The organism is Chitinophaga sancti (assembly GCF_034424315.1).
In the GTDB taxonomy this organism is placed as follows: domain Bacteria; phylum Bacteroidota; class Bacteroidia; order Chitinophagales; family Chitinophagaceae; genus Chitinophaga; species Chitinophaga sancti.
Genome location: NZ_CP139972.1, coordinates 5,392,587 through 5,407,969, shown reverse-complemented (window position 1 = coordinate 5,407,969; position 15,383 = coordinate 5,392,587). Strand labels below are relative to the sequence as shown.

16 protein-coding genes and 1 tRNA gene are annotated in these 15,383 nt (G+C 44.4%); 6 read left to right on the top strand and 11 right to left on the bottom strand.

Annotated elements, in window-relative coordinates; genetic code table 11:
- The first annotated feature begins 35 nt into the window (after positions 1–35).
- Positions 36–2,564, top strand: coding sequence for a M1 family metallopeptidase (locus U0033_RS20960; protein WP_083571425.1), 2,529 nt, complete (start codon positions 36–38; stop codon positions 2,562–2,564).
- A 110-nt stretch (positions 2,565–2,674) separates the two neighbouring features.
- A tRNA-Ile gene (locus tag U0033_RS20955) sits at positions 2,675–2,748 on the top strand.
- Positions 2,749–3,023: 275 nt separating this feature from the next.
- On the opposite strand, the gene U0033_RS20950 is transcribed toward U0033_RS20955, so the two are convergent.
- The 4 genes from U0033_RS20950 to U0033_RS20935 form a co-directional block, all read right to left on the bottom strand.
- A complete protein-coding gene (locus U0033_RS20950) occupies positions 3,024–3,452 on the bottom strand; it encodes a type II toxin-antitoxin system death-on-curing family toxin (protein ID WP_072358805.1) in 429 nt (142 codons plus the stop codon).
- A 1-nt stretch (position 3,453) separates the two neighbouring features.
- The gene (locus tag U0033_RS20945; protein ID WP_072358804.1) at positions 3,454–4,527 is read right to left on the bottom strand and encodes a DNA-binding protein; all 1,074 of its coding nucleotides are present in this window, start codon (positions 4,525–4,527) and stop codon (positions 3,454–3,456) included.
- A gap of 455 nt (positions 4,528–4,982) precedes the next feature.
- A complete protein-coding gene (locus tag U0033_RS20940; RefSeq protein WP_072358802.1) occupies positions 4,983–5,312 on the bottom strand; it encodes a HigA family addiction module antitoxin in 330 nt (109 codons plus the stop codon).
- A 102-nt stretch (positions 5,313–5,414) separates the two neighbouring features.
- On the bottom strand, positions 5,415–5,603 hold the full coding sequence (locus U0033_RS20935) for a type II toxin-antitoxin system RelE/ParE family toxin (protein WP_218163997.1): 189 nt from the start codon (positions 5,601–5,603) through the stop codon (positions 5,415–5,417).
- Positions 5,604–5,919: 316 nt separating this feature from the next.
- On the opposite strand from U0033_RS20935, the gene U0033_RS20930 reads away from it, so the two are divergent.
- Positions 5,920–6,357 carry an HD domain-containing protein gene (locus tag U0033_RS20930; RefSeq protein ID WP_245801737.1) on the top strand — a complete coding sequence of 146 codons (438 nt, stop codon included), beginning with the start codon at positions 5,920–5,922 and terminating at the stop codon, positions 6,355–6,357.
- A 220-nt stretch (positions 6,358–6,577) separates the two neighbouring features.
- Here U0033_RS20930 and U0033_RS20925 read toward each other — a convergent pair whose 3' ends face one another.
- Entirely contained in the window at positions 6,578–7,795 is a 1,218-nt protein-coding gene (locus U0033_RS20925; protein ID WP_072358800.1) for a MutS-related protein, read from the bottom strand.
- Positions 7,796–8,081: 286 nt separating this feature from the next.
- On the opposite strand from U0033_RS20925, the gene tmk reads away from it, so the two are divergent.
- Both tmk and map read left to right on the top strand, forming a co-directional pair.
- Entirely contained in the window at positions 8,082–8,774 is a 693-nt protein-coding gene (gene tmk / locus U0033_RS20920; RefSeq protein WP_072358798.1) for a dTMP kinase, read from the top strand.
- Between the two features lie 122 nt (positions 8,775–8,896).
- Entirely contained in the window at positions 8,897–9,655 is a 759-nt protein-coding gene (gene map, locus U0033_RS20915; RefSeq protein ID WP_072358796.1) for a type I methionyl aminopeptidase, read from the top strand.
- A 134-nt stretch (positions 9,656–9,789) separates the two neighbouring features.
- Here map and U0033_RS20910 read toward each other — a convergent pair whose 3' ends face one another.
- Together U0033_RS20910 and U0033_RS20905 are read right to left on the bottom strand one after the other, a co-directional pair.
- A complete protein-coding gene (locus tag U0033_RS20910) occupies positions 9,790–10,899 on the bottom strand; it encodes an esterase-like activity of phytase family protein (RefSeq protein ID WP_072358794.1) in 1,110 nt (369 codons plus the stop codon).
- A gap of 135 nt (positions 10,900–11,034) precedes the next feature.
- The gene (locus tag U0033_RS20905) at positions 11,035–11,187 is read right to left on the bottom strand and encodes a lmo0937 family membrane protein (RefSeq protein WP_143150660.1); all 153 of its coding nucleotides are present in this window, start codon (positions 11,185–11,187) and stop codon (positions 11,035–11,037) included.
- Positions 11,188–11,511: 324 nt separating this feature from the next.
- Between U0033_RS20905 and U0033_RS20900 the strand changes: the two genes are divergently transcribed.
- Positions 11,512–11,973 carry a ferritin-like domain-containing protein gene (locus U0033_RS20900; RefSeq protein ID WP_072358792.1) on the top strand — a complete coding sequence of 154 codons (462 nt, stop codon included), beginning with the start codon at positions 11,512–11,514 and terminating at the stop codon, positions 11,971–11,973.
- A gap of 300 nt (positions 11,974–12,273) precedes the next feature.
- On the opposite strand, the gene thiH is transcribed toward U0033_RS20900, so the two are convergent.
- Genes thiH through U0033_RS20880 form a run of 4 tightly spaced genes read right to left on the bottom strand, consistent with a single transcriptional unit; the run spans position 12,274 to position 15,377 of the window.
- Positions 12,274–13,383 carry a 2-iminoacetate synthase ThiH gene (thiH, locus tag U0033_RS20895; RefSeq protein ID WP_072358790.1) on the bottom strand — a complete coding sequence of 370 codons (1,110 nt, stop codon included), beginning with the start codon at positions 13,381–13,383 and terminating at the stop codon, positions 12,274–12,276.
- Positions 13,384–13,385: 2 nt separating this feature from the next.
- Entirely contained in the window at positions 13,386–14,153 is a 768-nt protein-coding gene (locus U0033_RS20890) for a thiazole synthase (RefSeq protein ID WP_072358788.1), read from the bottom strand.
- Positions 14,131–14,763: a thiamine phosphate synthase gene (locus U0033_RS20885; protein ID WP_072358786.1), complete on the bottom strand. Its 633-nt coding sequence runs from the start codon at positions 14,761–14,763 to the stop codon at positions 14,131–14,133. The genes U0033_RS20890 and U0033_RS20885 overlap by 23 nt, the downstream gene beginning before the upstream one ends.
- Positions 14,760–15,377 carry a thiamine phosphate synthase gene (locus tag U0033_RS20880; protein WP_072358784.1) on the bottom strand — a complete coding sequence of 206 codons (618 nt, stop codon included), beginning with the start codon at positions 15,375–15,377 and terminating at the stop codon, positions 14,760–14,762. The genes U0033_RS20885 and U0033_RS20880 overlap by 4 nt, the downstream gene beginning before the upstream one ends.
- Between the last annotated feature and the right edge of the window lie 6 nt (positions 15,378–15,383).

Below are 15,383 nucleotides of genomic sequence, written 5' to 3'. Positions count from 1 at the left end.
CGGGTATTCCCCTTGCTTTGTGGAAAAAAGATTCCATGAAGTATTTGTTTCTCCTGTTGTTTCCCGTGACCGTTTTTGCCCAGGTTGTTACACTCCGGGAGGTAGCTGTTCGCCCGGGGCAGGGATTGGAAATTGTAAAAAAGATGATTGCCGCTATTCCCCGGAACTATGATACTGGGGCCTATCAAATGACTGCATTTTACCAGGAGAATATCCGGCTGGCGGAGGATACCCTGAATTATAATGAATCTGAATTAGCAATAAAAGGAGATCAGTGGAAGGTGACAAAGTCCGGCCGAAAAAAATCTTTCTCCAATAATCCTGATTTCGCGTTTTACAACTGGATCAGTCATATTTCAAATGCACCGGGAGGGGCATTGCATGAGGATATCATAAAATATGCGAATACGAAGTATTCAATATTGAACCCCGGTTATTTCAGGTATTATAATTACTACGTGGATACTTTGATGGAGGATCAGCTGGTGATAACGGTGATGCCGAAGGATCGTAATAAGAAAGCATTTGTGAGTGCGCGCTTATTTTTAGATACGGCAGATTTGGCGCTGGTGAAGTGTGAAATGCAAGCTAGTCCGGCAGGGATCAGGCATGTGAACAGACATGGCAGAGGGGGGATCCGGTATTCAATGATGGCGGCTTATCTGAAAGCGTCTATGGAGTTTGAGCAGATAAAGGTGGTGATGACGTATCAAAAGCGGGGTGGAAAGTATTATTTGCAGGATGTAAGAAGGCATTGGGAAACGGTGGTGAATAGTAAAAAGCGGCGCATAAAAGATGCGCCCTGGCGGGCGGATTTTCTGCTTTCGGTAAAGTCGGTGGATGCAGGTATGGGAAGTGTTCTGGTAGATTCATCTCAGCTTAAACCATTAAATTCTTCTGTTAATAGAGAAGTTTCTTATTCAGATACAGGTGTTTCTTCTACTAATACAAAAGCTTCTTCTTCAAATACGAAAATCCCCCCTCCAGATACGTGTCGTTCCTCCTTGTCTCAACATTCAATTGTTTCCAGCCGGCCGCAGAATTTTACCCATGCTGATACACTCAGGGGAATGTTGTCTCCGCTCCGCTCCTGCTATGATGTGACTTTTTATCATTTGGATGCGGAAGTTGATCTTAACCAGCATTCCATCAGTGGCAATACGCTTATGCGGTATAAAATCATCTCCTCTTTCAACAGGATGCAGGTAGACCTCTATGCGAATATGCGCATTCAAAAGATCCTGTTCAAAGGGCAGTCTTTGCAATATACCCGCGAGGCAAACGCTGTCTTTATTCAGTTTCCAGGGTTGCAGCCTGCAGGTGAAGAGCAGGAGATCTCTATATATTATGAAGGAGTGCCCCAGGTACCGGATAAAAGTATTCCTATGAATGGTGGGGTGTTATGGGATCAGGATGACCTGGGAAATCCCTGGGCACAGGTGGTGTGTCAGGGATCAGGAGCTAGTTTATGGTGGCCCTGTAAGGATCATTTATCTGACGAACCGGATAGTATGCGGATCTGGATCACGGTGCCGGAGGGGTTTTCAGAAATCTCTAATGGTAGCTTACTGCGACAGGTACCGCTACCTGATCACAAGACCAGGTATGAATGGGCGGTGAGTTATCCTATTAATAATTACAATGTCACATTTAGTATTGGAAAGTATACTCACTATATGGATCAGGGTGTGAACTACTACGTGATGCCCTATCACCAGGAGCAGGCAAAAGTTTATTTCAGGGAAGTGCCGGCAATGTTAGCGTGTTACGAAAAGCATTTTGGCCCCTACCCTTTTCCGAAGGATGGTTTTACATTGGTAGAAAGCCTTTACCCCATGGAGCACCAAAGTGGTGTATGTATCGGAAAGATCCCTGCGGACCCTCATCCTGAATTTGCCTTTATGGTCTGGCATGAGGCGGCACATGAGTGGTGGGGAAATAATATCAGTTGTAAAGACATTGCGGATATGTGGATCCATGAGGCTTTTGCGGCTTATGCAGAAAGTGTATATGCGGGGTGCCGGGACGGAGCGGTGATGATGCGGGAGTTTTTAAATGATCAGCGGGCGCAGGTAAAGAACAAGTGCCCGGTAACCGGGTTTTACAATGTGAATGACATCTTTTATGATATCAATGATATGTATACCAAGGGAAGCCTGATGTTGTACACCTTACAAAATGTGATCAATGACAGTGCGCGCTGGCAACGTTTACTACCTGCTATCCAGGAGCATTTCCGTTACCAGACTTTATCTGCTGCTGAGCTGGAGCAGTTTATCTGCGCTTTTACAGGAAAGGATTATCATTATTTATTCGATCAGTATCTCCATTACACCCGTATTCCCCGTTTGGAATATTCTCTTGCTGAAAAGGGGGCTAACTTAATGGTGAAGTATCGCTGGGTGGCAGATGTTGCGGATTTCCGCATGCCGGCGAGGGTGAAGGGCCAGGGATTTATTTATCCTACGCTTGAATGGAAGACCCTGACCCTTCATAACCAGACGGCAGGGGATTTTGAAATAGATGATGAGAATTTCTATATAGAGGTGGAGGAGGAGGAATAAAATTTTTTTAGGGAGGGTTTGGTTAAATTGAATAAATTTTAAGTAATTTCGCCCTCCCGCAAAGGGAACCCGAGAAAGTTTATATATATAATTTCGTTCTGAAAAGAACAGCTCCTATAGCTCAGTTGGTTAGAGCACCTGACTCATAATCAGGGGGTCACAGGATCATGCCCTGTTGGGAGCACAAGATGAGAAAGGCTTTTAGCGAATTGACGCTGAAAGCCTTTTTTCATTTGAGACATAAAACGATACACATTTCAAATTGAATTTCCTCCCCTCCTACCCATTAAAACTTCTTATTAGCCCTGGACGTTACCGAAACGTATTTGTAATTTTTTGGATTCAAATTGAATGTTTGATCGGGGGGATACCGGTAAGGGGGTGATCAAGGGGGGATAAGGTTTGGGCTGGGTCTGAGGCAATAAGTACATAAACAATATTGCCTCTAATACATTCTCATCAACCTATTGACGCTATTATTTTTAACTTTAGTTCTTCGCTGTAATCTTCATCCTCTATAATTGATGTTATTATTTCCTGGAGCAATTCCTTATCGATTAGATTATTAGCTACGTGGACACAAATATTTTCCATCTCTATAATAAATTTATCGACGAATATATCCAGCCCGTTAATTCCCATAAAATAAGCACCTAAAGCAATAGATGTTCTTTTATTACCATCAGAAAAACAATGTGATGTAATAGCCGAGAAAACAATATGAGTTAATTTTTCTTCAAATGATGAATAGTAATCATCATTTTGAACATGTGTTAAGATGCTTTCTAATCTACCACTATGTAAAATTCCAGACAATCCACCTGAGACCTCTAATACCTTGTCATGCGCCTTAATTGCATGGTCCAAATCAAAATATAATAATTCCATTCTATCGCTCTTTTAAACGAATAAAAACGTCTCTATTTTCCTCAATTCGTTCTTCCAATGACTTGCTTTTCTCTCCTAAAAATTTATTAAAGTCATCTGTACTAACGTTTGAAACGTAGTCTTTTAGCTTTTCATCCAGTGCATCTCGAAACGTCATATCTCTACTCGCCATTAGACCACGAGCTTTCTCTCTTAAAGGCTCTAGCGTTTCATCCATTAGTTCCTCAAATATTTTAAAAACGATATGAGCTTCTGAAAGCCTTAGTTTTTGATTGGTCTTTTCGTATTCCTTCTTTAAAAAATCCGCAAATCCACTTTCATAACTTACAATAATATTAAGAACCTCTGAGTACATTGTGAAATGCGCATTTCCCTTTGAATTAAGATTTAAAATTTGTCGGTACTCTTTAGCATTTTCCTTAAAAATACTTTTATAAATCTTATCCGTTAACTGTGCATATTTAAATTTATTTTCATGGATATAATGATCTAAGGCATTGGTAAAGGCTTGTCTATAATTGTATTCTCTTATAGCACTTGGCAAAAATTCTTCCTCACGTTGATTAATATACTTAGTGCTTCCTCCAAGCTTCTTATTAAGGACGTCAATAACAATATTCAAAATAGCTTGCCTAACATCTTTTGCTCTTTCCGAGTTTGTTAGCAACATTCCTATATTTAAAAAGGCCTTAAAGGTAAAAATACCAATACTCGCCGCTTTAGAACTAATCGATTGATTATTAATTAATTCTTGGATGTCTCCGACATTAATGCCGGGAACATCAGATTGAAAATTTGATTTAGAGGTAACAAAAGCCTCCCGCAATTCCCTCAGCCTCCTACCTGTGAATAATTCATACCCACTTTCTACGAGTTCATCATTATTGTTTTCAAGGAGTCGTTCAATTGTTCTTACATCAACTTCAAAAAAGTAAGCCAATTGCCCTTTAGTGTAACGATATTTACTGTCAAACATAACTCCATGAAAACCTATTTGATCGTAGATTTCCTTGATCGCTACATCATTATTTAATATATTTTTTCTATCAACAACTGAGTTCGTTAAATCCTTCATATCTATACATTACACCAATTAGGTTAATAAAGATACCAATTTTAAAATACGTTATCGGGTAGGAGGGTAATGAATTCCAAACGCAGCTAAGGTTGAAATTCATGTTGAAAATTGATTAATCGCGCAATGTAATCTTCGAACTCAACAAAGTAGTATGTCACCAGTTTATATTTTGAATTGAAGCCGGGTATTTGGATTGAATAATCCGGCCTAATTCATACAGGTATATTATATCCCTTTCAGGTAAAAAACCCATCATTACTACATGACGTGCTAAGACTACATCACCGAACAGGAGCATGCCCTGTTGGGAGCACAAGATGGTAAAGGATTTTAGAGATTATCATTGAACGCCTTTTTCCATTTGCATAAGAGTTGCACAGGAAAGTTATCTGTATGACAACGGCGCGACATTTTTATTATGTGTGTGCCAACACCTGAACAGGACGAATTGCCTAGCCCTTCAATACAACATTTTCGGCAGGAGCCTTTTTAACACGGCGAAATGCTTTAATCTTTGTAATCGCCACTTTCTTTCCTGCATTCCACAAATCGAAATCACGTTGCATATTCATCCATAATTCTGGTGTAGTGCCAAAGGCTTTGGCAAGGCGTAACGCCATTTCCGCACTGATGCCCTGGTGTTCGTTTAACAACAAAGACAATGTTTTACGGGTAACACCAAGATTGGCCGCTGCATCGCCGTTTGTCAGGCCCAGCGGTTCTAAATATAATTCTCTTAATACATTGCCCGGATGAACGGGCGGCATTCCTCTTTTTAGCATTGCTAAATCCTTTTAAGGGTAATCAAGATAATCCACCAGATAGGCTTTCCCATCTTCAAACTGGAAGATAATCCGCCAATTAGCGCGGACTGTAACCGACCACTATTCGTTTAAATCTCCTTTTAACGGGTGCAAATTGGAACCTGGAAAGTTCATATCGTCCACTTTTTGGGCGTTGTTAAGCAGGAACAAAATGGTTCTGATCTTGCTTACCTGATCTTGTGGCAGCTTGGACGCATCGTTTTTTGTCCAAAGGCGTTTAAGCCCTTTATGCTGTATACTGACGATCATAATACAAATATACCATGTTACGTGTCACGTAACAAGCGCTTTTTTTAGTGATTGATGAAATTAGGATAAATTATTGAATTGCAGCAATTTGTGATGTTTTAAATCCGCAGGGATTAAGCAGGAGAAAGGGCGTACACCGCCCTTCCCCGTTTTATTCCATTAGCTGCATTACTTTATAATTCTCTTCATCCAGCATATTCATGGGTAATGACTGAAGATAGATTTCAGTCATTTTAATGCTGGTATGGCCAGGCATGTTCCTTAATCGCACATACATCACGCCTTGCCATAACCATTTTATTTACTAACTTAAAGCATGATGACATTAGAAAAAGCCATTGAAATCGCCGTTTCTGCCCATCATGGACAGAAAGATAAATACGGCGCCCCCTACATTGCACATGTACTAAGAGTAATGAATATGGGCATTACCCCCGAAGAAAAAATCGTAGGCGTATTACATGACGTCGTCGAAGATACAGACTGGACTTTCGAACAACTGGCTGATGAAGGATTGGCACCGGAATTAGTAGAAGCATTGAAAGGCGTGACTAAATTATCTGAGGATGAAGACTATGATCATTTTGTAAATAGGACCTTGCAAAATCCATTGTCCTGTGCCGTAAAAATGAACGACCTTATTGATAATATGGATGTGAAACGCATTCCGGAAGTGACAGAAAAAGACGTGGCGAGATTAAATAAATACCTAAAAGCGTATAGGAAAATTGCCGCGAAGCGGATTGCTCAATAACTGAAAAAGCCGATAACAGCGTGAGCTGCATATCTGAAAACGCTGATAACCACAAAAGCAAAGCCCAGGTAGATAACCACGAAAGCATCCCAGGTTATAAACATATCAAAACCGAAACCAATAAACCGCTTCAATACCTAATAGCGCCATCAACATCCCCTCCCTCCCACAAATCCTTTATTTCAACAACTTCAACATCCCCTCCCTGCAAACAAATCCTTTATTCCAACAACTTCGCCAACCCCTCCCGCTCAAATATCAGCCTTCCAAACTTCAAATCAGACCAGCCCCTATCCAGCTGATAACTATTCACTGGCACCCCATCCCGTATCCCCGCCCGCAACTGGTAAGGCTCATACAACGCCACCGGCAATGCCCCCTGCAACTGGTACAAATGCGTAGATATAATAAAATGACACTGCTTAAACTGACTCAATCCCCTAATCGTCGTCTCCGTCACCTCCATCGCATCATCGATATTCGTACCCCTGAAGATCTCATCAAAGATCGCAAAACACCGCTGCCCTTCCTTCGCCTGCATCGCCGTATGCTTCAAATGCACGATCTCCTGCATAAAATGACTAAACCCATTCTTCAGATCATCCGTCACATTAATAGCAATCAACACCTGGTCATAAAACGGGATCCTGCAATCCTCCGCCGGCACCGCCAGCCCCAAATGCGCCAATGCCACACAAAGCCCGATCGCTTTTAAGGTCGTCGACTTCCCCGACATATTCGGACCCGTTAATACGATCATATTACACGTCGTTTGCAGGGTGTTTTTGACCGGGTTCTCCACCATTGGGTGCCAGAACTGCTTTATCACAAAATTATCCGCAGAAAAGGCCGGAATCGAAAACCCATGCTTCCGTGTTCCCATAGCCAGCGACCACCAGGCCTCATATTCAAACAAAGCATCCCAGAACCTCGCCGTTATGCCCCGCTCTCTGCACATTACCAACTTCGCAGCAAATGCAAAGATCTGCTGAAAAGTCAGCTCCTTCGGTAATTTGTCTATTTCCAGCGCCTCATAATACGCCTTCGCCGGCCCGGCAAAATCTTCCAGCAAAGGAGTACCCAGTAATGGCAGCAGGTATTTTCCATAAATATTCCGCAGCAATCGGATCGCTTGCATACACCTGCCCTGCAACTGGTACTTGTCTTTCCCAAAGTATTGAAATATAGAGCTTTCGGGTAGCTCAATATAGGTCGTAAACTGATACACCTCCTGCAGATCCGCCTTATGATAGGTAAACCCCAGGATCCGCTCCCAGTGAAATAAAAATGCCTGTAATAACTGCTGCCGCTCCAGCGTCGCTGAAAAGGATAAACGAGGTCCCGAAAATATGTCGTAGAGGCGCTGGCTGGAAGAAGGATGCAGGGTATAGTCAAACAAACGGATGATCTCCTTTTCTATGGGTAAAGCTTCGGACATACAGCAGTTTCAATTATTGTCTTTAAAAGTAATGTATAAGTCCCTTAAGGATATGTTAAAGAAAACTCAAAAATTGCAGTGATCTTCTCTAACCCTTAACCATGGCTCAATAAGGGAGATAACCCGCAGATAACCCGCCTATATCCCGCCTATAAGCCGCCTATAACCCGCATCTTAAAAGAGGCGGAATATCTGCGGCTTATTACCGGATCAGGCTGGGCTTATCCCTATATCTTTGGCCGGGATACCTGAAAGATGTAATATCTTTGGCCCCTAAACCAGATCAATGCAGAAAAGCAGATTTATTGCCGTAGAAGGACTCGATGGAGCAGGAAAATCGACCCAGATTGACTTATTGACCAGGTACTATCATCAGCAGGGCATAGAAACCCGCTTTATCCACTTTCCAAGAAGTCAGAACGGTGGCGTATTTGGTGACCTGGTAGCTAAATTTTTGCGGGGGGAGTTCGGGGATGTGAAAAATGTACACCCACAGCTGGTTGCCCTCATTTTTGCAGAAGATAGAAAAGACTTTGCCAGCACCATCAATGAATGGCTGGCCAATGGATATACCGTACTGGTAGACAGGTATGTGCTGTCCAATATCGCCTTTCAGTGCGCCAAACTGAGCACTGAAGCCGAAAAAAAGGAATTGCGTGAATGGATCAACATGTTTGAGTACGGGTACAACCGTATTCCCCAGCCGGATCTCTCCATTTACCTGGATGTGCCCTTTTCCCATACAGAACAGGCGCTGACCAAAAGAATGAAAAATGAAGACCGGAGCTACCTGAATGGCAAGGAAGACATCCATGAAAAGGATTTCTCCCTCCAGCTGGCAGTCAGAAAAGAATACGAAGTACTGGCAGATACAGACCCTGCCATTACCAAAATAGTATGTTATGATAAAACAGACAAGATGCTACCTATTGCGGAAATCCACGCAAATATTGTAGCCTGTCTGGACAAACTGATATAAAGGGTTCATGAAAAAGGGAATTCATCAATGAAGAGCGAAAACCTGTTCCAGAAAAGGTATGCCTGAAACAGGGCATTCACCATCAACCATGAAAACCCGTTTCGGAAAAAAAAGGAGGAACTATGTCCATTACATCCACAGCAGATCTATCCGGCATGCAGGCCATCAGCGAAGTAGTTGGCAAGGTGTTGCAGCTGATGCGTCAATGTGCCGCTCCCGGCATGTCTACAAAAGAACTGGATGAGTATGGCGGCGCTTTATTAACTCAAATGGGTGCCAGGTCGGCACCGAAACTAACCTATAATTTCCCGGGATTTACCTGCATCAGCGTGAACAACGAAGTCGCCCACGGGATCCCTTCCGCCGGGAAAATATTACAACCCGGCGATCTCGTAAACATTGATGTATCTGGCGAACTGGCGGGGTATTATGCTGATAACGGTGCCTCTTTTGTACTGGGAGAAGACCTTTTCAGGCACACTGCTCTTATCAATGCCTCTATCGAAATCCTGCACAAGGCCATCAGCAATATCAGCGATGGAGTTCGCCTGGCCCACATTGGCCGTATCGTTGAAAATGCCGCCAAAGAAAAAGGATACAAGGTGATCAGGAACCTGGTCGGCCATGGTATAGGCAGAAGCCTGCACGAAGCACCCAGGGAGATCCCTAACTTCTACGACCGGTTCAACCGAAACCGTTTCCGCAGCAATTCTGTGGTCGCTATTGAAACCTTTATCTCTACCGGGGCAAACTATGCTGATACATTAGGAGATGGCTGGACCCTGGTGACCAAAGATGGGAGTTTTGTGGCCCAGCATGAACATACGGTGCTCGTAACGAGCGGAGAACCTATTATTTTGACTGCGTCAAATGGAATATAGGGTCTTCACGGATAGTCTAAAAATTGGCATAGATTATACATTCAGATTCCCGAATGATTCTCCAATATAGCAGACAATGTCTGGATCTCCAACTATACAGTTAGATGATACCACTCATTGATAAAATACTATTGCTATTCAATATCGAAGATATAGAACTGCGTTTCTTCTTTGTTTGAAAAATTATTGTCAGCCACACAAATAAGGCTCCTGTGGCCGTTTGGCAGGCGGGGGCCAAAAGTCATTCCTTCCACATTATCTACATATGTCTGCAGACTTTGAAAATTAAATAAAGGCTTTTTCACAACAGGTGTAAAGTGGGTATCTGTCTGCAAAGATTGTATAGCCGATACATTTGTGGCATGAGAAAGGTCTGCCTTGTAGAGGCGGATAGTACAATTTTTTACGCCTGTGGAGAAAGAGCGTTCCATGATGAGAAGCTGGTTTTCTGACAACACAAGAATATCAGGAATGCCATTGATGGCAAATGAATCGGGAGGTACCGGAGCGGCGGCTACCGGTGCCAGTTTGTAGGCAAACTGGGCAATGGCTTGCCTCGTTTGCAGGTCGTATTTTATAATGCGGATCCAGGCAGTCGTATCTTTCAGGCCTGCACGGGGACCGTCTTCATAGCGGGGTTCTTCCACACTCACGAACATATATTTACCATCCGGGGTAAAGCCCAGCCCTTCAAAAGTGCCGTTCCTGCGGGGGCCATTGCTGCCTGCCTGCATGTGCATTTGAGAAGGGATAGAAAAAGTATCAAGGAAATGCCCGTCGCGGGATATTTCGTATACAGCAGGATCTTTTAGAATGGTGTCTTTGGCGTTGACGATACGCTCTCCCTCACTGCTCCAGACCAGGTGACCGGTGTTGGGATTGTAACGCATGGCTTCCGGGTCGGGTGCCAGGTTTTTGCCGGCGGGAAAGGGCTGACCATCGCGCATAGGGAGTGTAGTCACGGCAGTGAAGGTCACCGGTTCGCCATTGACTGGCACCCGGGCGGTGTAGTACCGGGCAGCTTCGTGTTCTGAGCGATCATCGCAAATGAGATAATATACGTTGCGGGCACTGTCGTAGTCGATGCCTGAGAGCCCTCCTACTGTCGTGCCATTGAAGGTGGTGTTGTATGGAACGATGAGTTTGTGTAAGAGGCGGAGCTGAGATACATCCGATGTATTCACAGGATGACGGGAGGTGCTGCAGGCTGCAAAAAGCAGGCTAAACAAAAGATATTTTCTCATGGAGGCAAAGGTACGTTATTGCAAAAAAAATTGCTTTCACCGGAGGTAAAAGCAATTTTCTGTGCAGCCGACTCAAGAGGATGCCCTCTTTCAGTCGGCTGCTGCCGATGAAATTTCTTATTCTGAGGTAGCCTGTTAAACAGCCCTACCGCGTATAATATTTACGAGGATAGCGATAATCGCTAAAACCAGTAGGGTATGTATAAGGCTGCCTGCGGAGTAAACAAACACGCCCAAAATCCATCCGATGATCAGAATAATCGCAATTAAATAAAGTAAGCCGTTCATATCAAAAAGATTTGGTTATCTTAAGGAATAGAAAATTTATGCCAGTTAAGCAGTTCTTCTTTAAGATGTGCTTCTAACCGAGGTATAAACCGTTTTAGCGCCCCGGAATCCTTATACATACTGCATTTGCGGCCAAAAGGCTTTGTAGAACATATTCCCCGGAGGGAGGTAAAATGTACGCTACTGATAAGCATCTTCCGTTAGCAGTAAGTATATTCATTGCGAATCAGCCGCTAAACTCCCGTATCCGAAAAGGCTGGTAGAATTTTTGAATTTCATATTGAAAGAACACAACATTCTTCATTCATTTTTAAAACTATCATCATGCAATTGAACGAGAAATTGATAGAAGCCCTGAATGACCTGATCATGATCAATAATGACCGTGAAGCTGGATACCTGAAGGCCATTGATCAGACAGATGATGCCGATCTGAAAGCACTGTTCCAAAGAATGAGAGAAGAAAGTATTACTTATATAGATCAACTGAAAGGTATATTGCAGGATGGTGGCGAGGAACCTACACACAATACTACTATTTATGGTAAACTCTATAGAACCTGGATGGATGTAAAAGCTACTTTTTCAGGGCATGACAGGCACTCTATCCTGTCTTCATGCGAGTATGGAGAAGATGCCACCCAGCGTACGTATGAAGATGTGCTGGGCTCAGGTATTACCATGCCATATAGTATCCGTGAGCTGGTGGCCAATCAGCGCAGGGCGCTGAGAAGTGCACATGATACGGTGAGAACTTATCGTGATTTGGAAAAAGTCGTTCACTGAACAGATTGTTCATTATAAGCATAGCTGTTCTTTTTGTTCAAAATGAAACGTAATGCTGTTGTTCATTATGTGCAACCTACATTTGAATATTAAGCAGCTACTTATGTCTATAAGTAACAAATTTCAGTAATGGATTTAGGTAAAAATAACAGTTCCGCCTGCAGGCGGAACTGTTATTTTTTTATCAGGAAAATAGGCGCGAAACGAATTCTGCCGAAGGCGGAAGCCGTTTCGCGCCGGTGAGTTACACCAACGGTGGGCTTGAAATACCGGTTCAGTATGCGTGGCCATAAAGCGCTGTCAGAATGCTTTATCCCAATCTTTCCACACCGCCTCGTATCCATTGTTTCGAAGCATAGCCGCTATCTCCGCCGGATCCCGTTCATCCGAAATTTCAAACTGCTCCAGCGAATCATCCCCCATTGTATAGCCACCCGGGTTGGTACGTGAGCCTGCACTCATAGTAGTAATACCCAATTGGATCACATGATCCCTGAAGCGGGGAGATTCCCGTGTTGAAAGACTTAGTTCCAGCTCAGGAGATAGTAATCTATATGCACAGATCAGTTGTACCAGTTCCCGGTCACTCATCACCGCCTTGGGCATCAGGCCACCCGCACAGGGGCGTAAACGCGGAAACGAAAGACTGTACCGCGTTTGCCAGTACGTCCTTTCCAGGTATTGTAAATGCAATGCGGTAAAGAAACTATCTGTACGCCAATCCTCCAGTCCAATCAATACCCCCAGTCCTATTTTGTGAATACCCGCTTTGCCCAGGCGGTCGGGCGTTTCCAGGCGATAATTGAAATTCGATTTTCGTCCTTTGGGATGATGCAGTTTATAGTCAGCCTCATGATAGGTCTCCTGGTACACCAATACACTATGCAAACCCATTGGAATGAGGGCTTCATAATCTGACTGATCCATGGGTTGTACCTCCATAGATATGTTGGAAAAGTAAGGCCGGATCAGCTCCAGCATTTCCCTGAAATAAGGAAGTCCTACGGTCTGCTGTGCCTCCCCTGTTACCAGCAATACATGGTCGTATCCCATCTCCTTGATCGCCTTTACTTCTGCCAGCACCTCCTCCCTGTTCAGCGTTTTGCGGGCTATCCTGTTGTCAAGACTAAACCCGCAATAGGTACAGATGTTCTGACATTCATTACTCAGGTAAAGCGGAATGTATAACTGCATGGTATGACCAAACCGCTGCCGGGTGAGCTGCTGACTCAGGTGAGCCATGGCTGGTAAATAGGGCGCTGCAGCCGGGGAAATTAATGCCTTAAAGTCTTCGATCGTACGCCGCTTGTTATGCAATGCCTGCTCCACATTTGCAGCTGTTTTTGCATAAATGCTATCTTTTACCTGCTCCCAATCGTATTGGGAAAAGAGTGTTTTAAAATCTGCCATAGCTATACTTCATCTAAGAATCCAATAAGAGGGCTGGAAGCTACTGCCTGCCTGTATACCGGTGCCAGTCCTGCTTCGTAAGCCATTCTGCCTGCCACTATTGCTGTTGCAAATGCCTGCGCCATGGCTACAGGGTCCTTTGCTACCGCAATAGCCGTGTTGACCAAAACCGCATCGGCACCCATCTCCATGGCTTTTGCAGCATCTGAGGGGCTGCCAATCCCGGCATCGACGACTACGGGTACCTGGCTCTGTTCTATGATGATCTCCAGGAAATCGGCTGTGCGTAAGCCTTTGTTACTACCTATGGGTGCCCCCAATGGCATCACTGCTGCTACGCCCACCTGCTCTAATCTTTTGCACAATACAGGATCTGCGTGTACATAAGGGAGGACCACGAAACCTAGTTTTACCAGTTCTTCCGCAGCTTGCAGTGTTTCAACAGGATCCGGCATCAGGTAACGGGGATCCGGATGTATTTCCAGTTTGACCCAGTTTGTTTCCAGTGCTTCCCTTGCCAGTTGTGCAGCATACACCGCTTCGCTGGCAGTACGTACCCCGGAGGTATTGGGCATTAGTTTAAACGATTGCAAATGCCGCAACATGTTGTCGCCGGCGTCCTGGATGTCTACCCGCTTGAGGGCTACTGTTACTAATTGCGTGGCAGAAGCCAGCAAGGCCTGTTCCATCAGTTGTAAAGAAGAAAACTTGCCTGTGCCTGTAAAGAGCCGGGAAGTGAATGTATGATCAGCTATTTGAAGTGATTGCATGTGCTATGGTTTGATAAAGAGAAGATATAAGCTGGCGTTTGTCAGGTGCATGTGTAATCAGTCCGCTAAGGGCAATACCCTGTATACCGGTGCTGAATAAGCCCGGAACATCTTCTGCAGTAATGCCACCGATGGCAATCACAGGGATCTTTACACGTAGTTGAGACATAATGTTGCGGATGCCATCCAGCCCAAGGATCGGGCTTAATTTTTCTTTCGTGGTAGTAAAGCGGTAAGGGCCTATGCCTACATAATCGGCACCATCTGCGGCATGTCGTAAAATGTCTTCGAGCGTATTTGCTGTACCGCCTACTATTTTATGTGGTCCGGCTATACGTCTTGCCTGTGCTACGGTCATATCCTCCTTACCAACGTGTGTGCCGTGTGCATCTACCAGTGCTGCAATGCCGGGATGATCATTAATAATAAGAGTGGCGCCATGTGCATCGCAGATTTCTTTTGCCAGTCTTGCCGTTGCGGTAATAGCCTGCGTATCTGCATGTTTCATACGCAGTTGAATCCACTTACAGCCTGCTGCGCAGGCCATGCGGATATTGTCAAGATGAGAGCAGGTGTCGGTCTGCTGGGAAATGTATTGTATCGTCATCATGATGAGCTGAATGAATTGCCTGACCATGCATCACGGATACTGATGAAGGTCCGTACTGCACGTTCCGGATGTTGCCAGATGGCGCCATGCAGGGCAATGCCGTCGAAGCGCATATGGCGGGCCTTATCAGCAGTATGCTGATTAATACCGCCCAATGCAATTACATTGCCTGCATAGCCATCTTTGTCTAAACGGAAGTTGGTGTCAAACGCGGCCATATATCCAGCTTTGGAAATACTATCAAACACCGGGCTTAGAAGCAGTTGATTCCAGGTATTACTAACTACCGGCAGTGTATGAACGCTATGGATACTTGTGCTGAGTATACAACCCAGTTGCTGGTACCTGTGCAGCTCTTCCTGCGATATAGATCCCCTGATGGCCTCCCCAAAATGTATCCCCAGCAGCCCATAGCGCTCACATAAAACAGGGTGGTCGGCTATGATGAGGTGCGGGTAACAGGAAGGATGTGCATTGAGCAGCAGCATTTCGTAATCCGCTTCCTGCCATCCTGGTTTGCGCACCAGTATACTATCGGCACCTGCCTGTAATAATTGTAACCAGAGGGCTGGTTCGTGGTTTATTTTGCCTGTATGTGTGATGATCTGTATCAAAGTAAT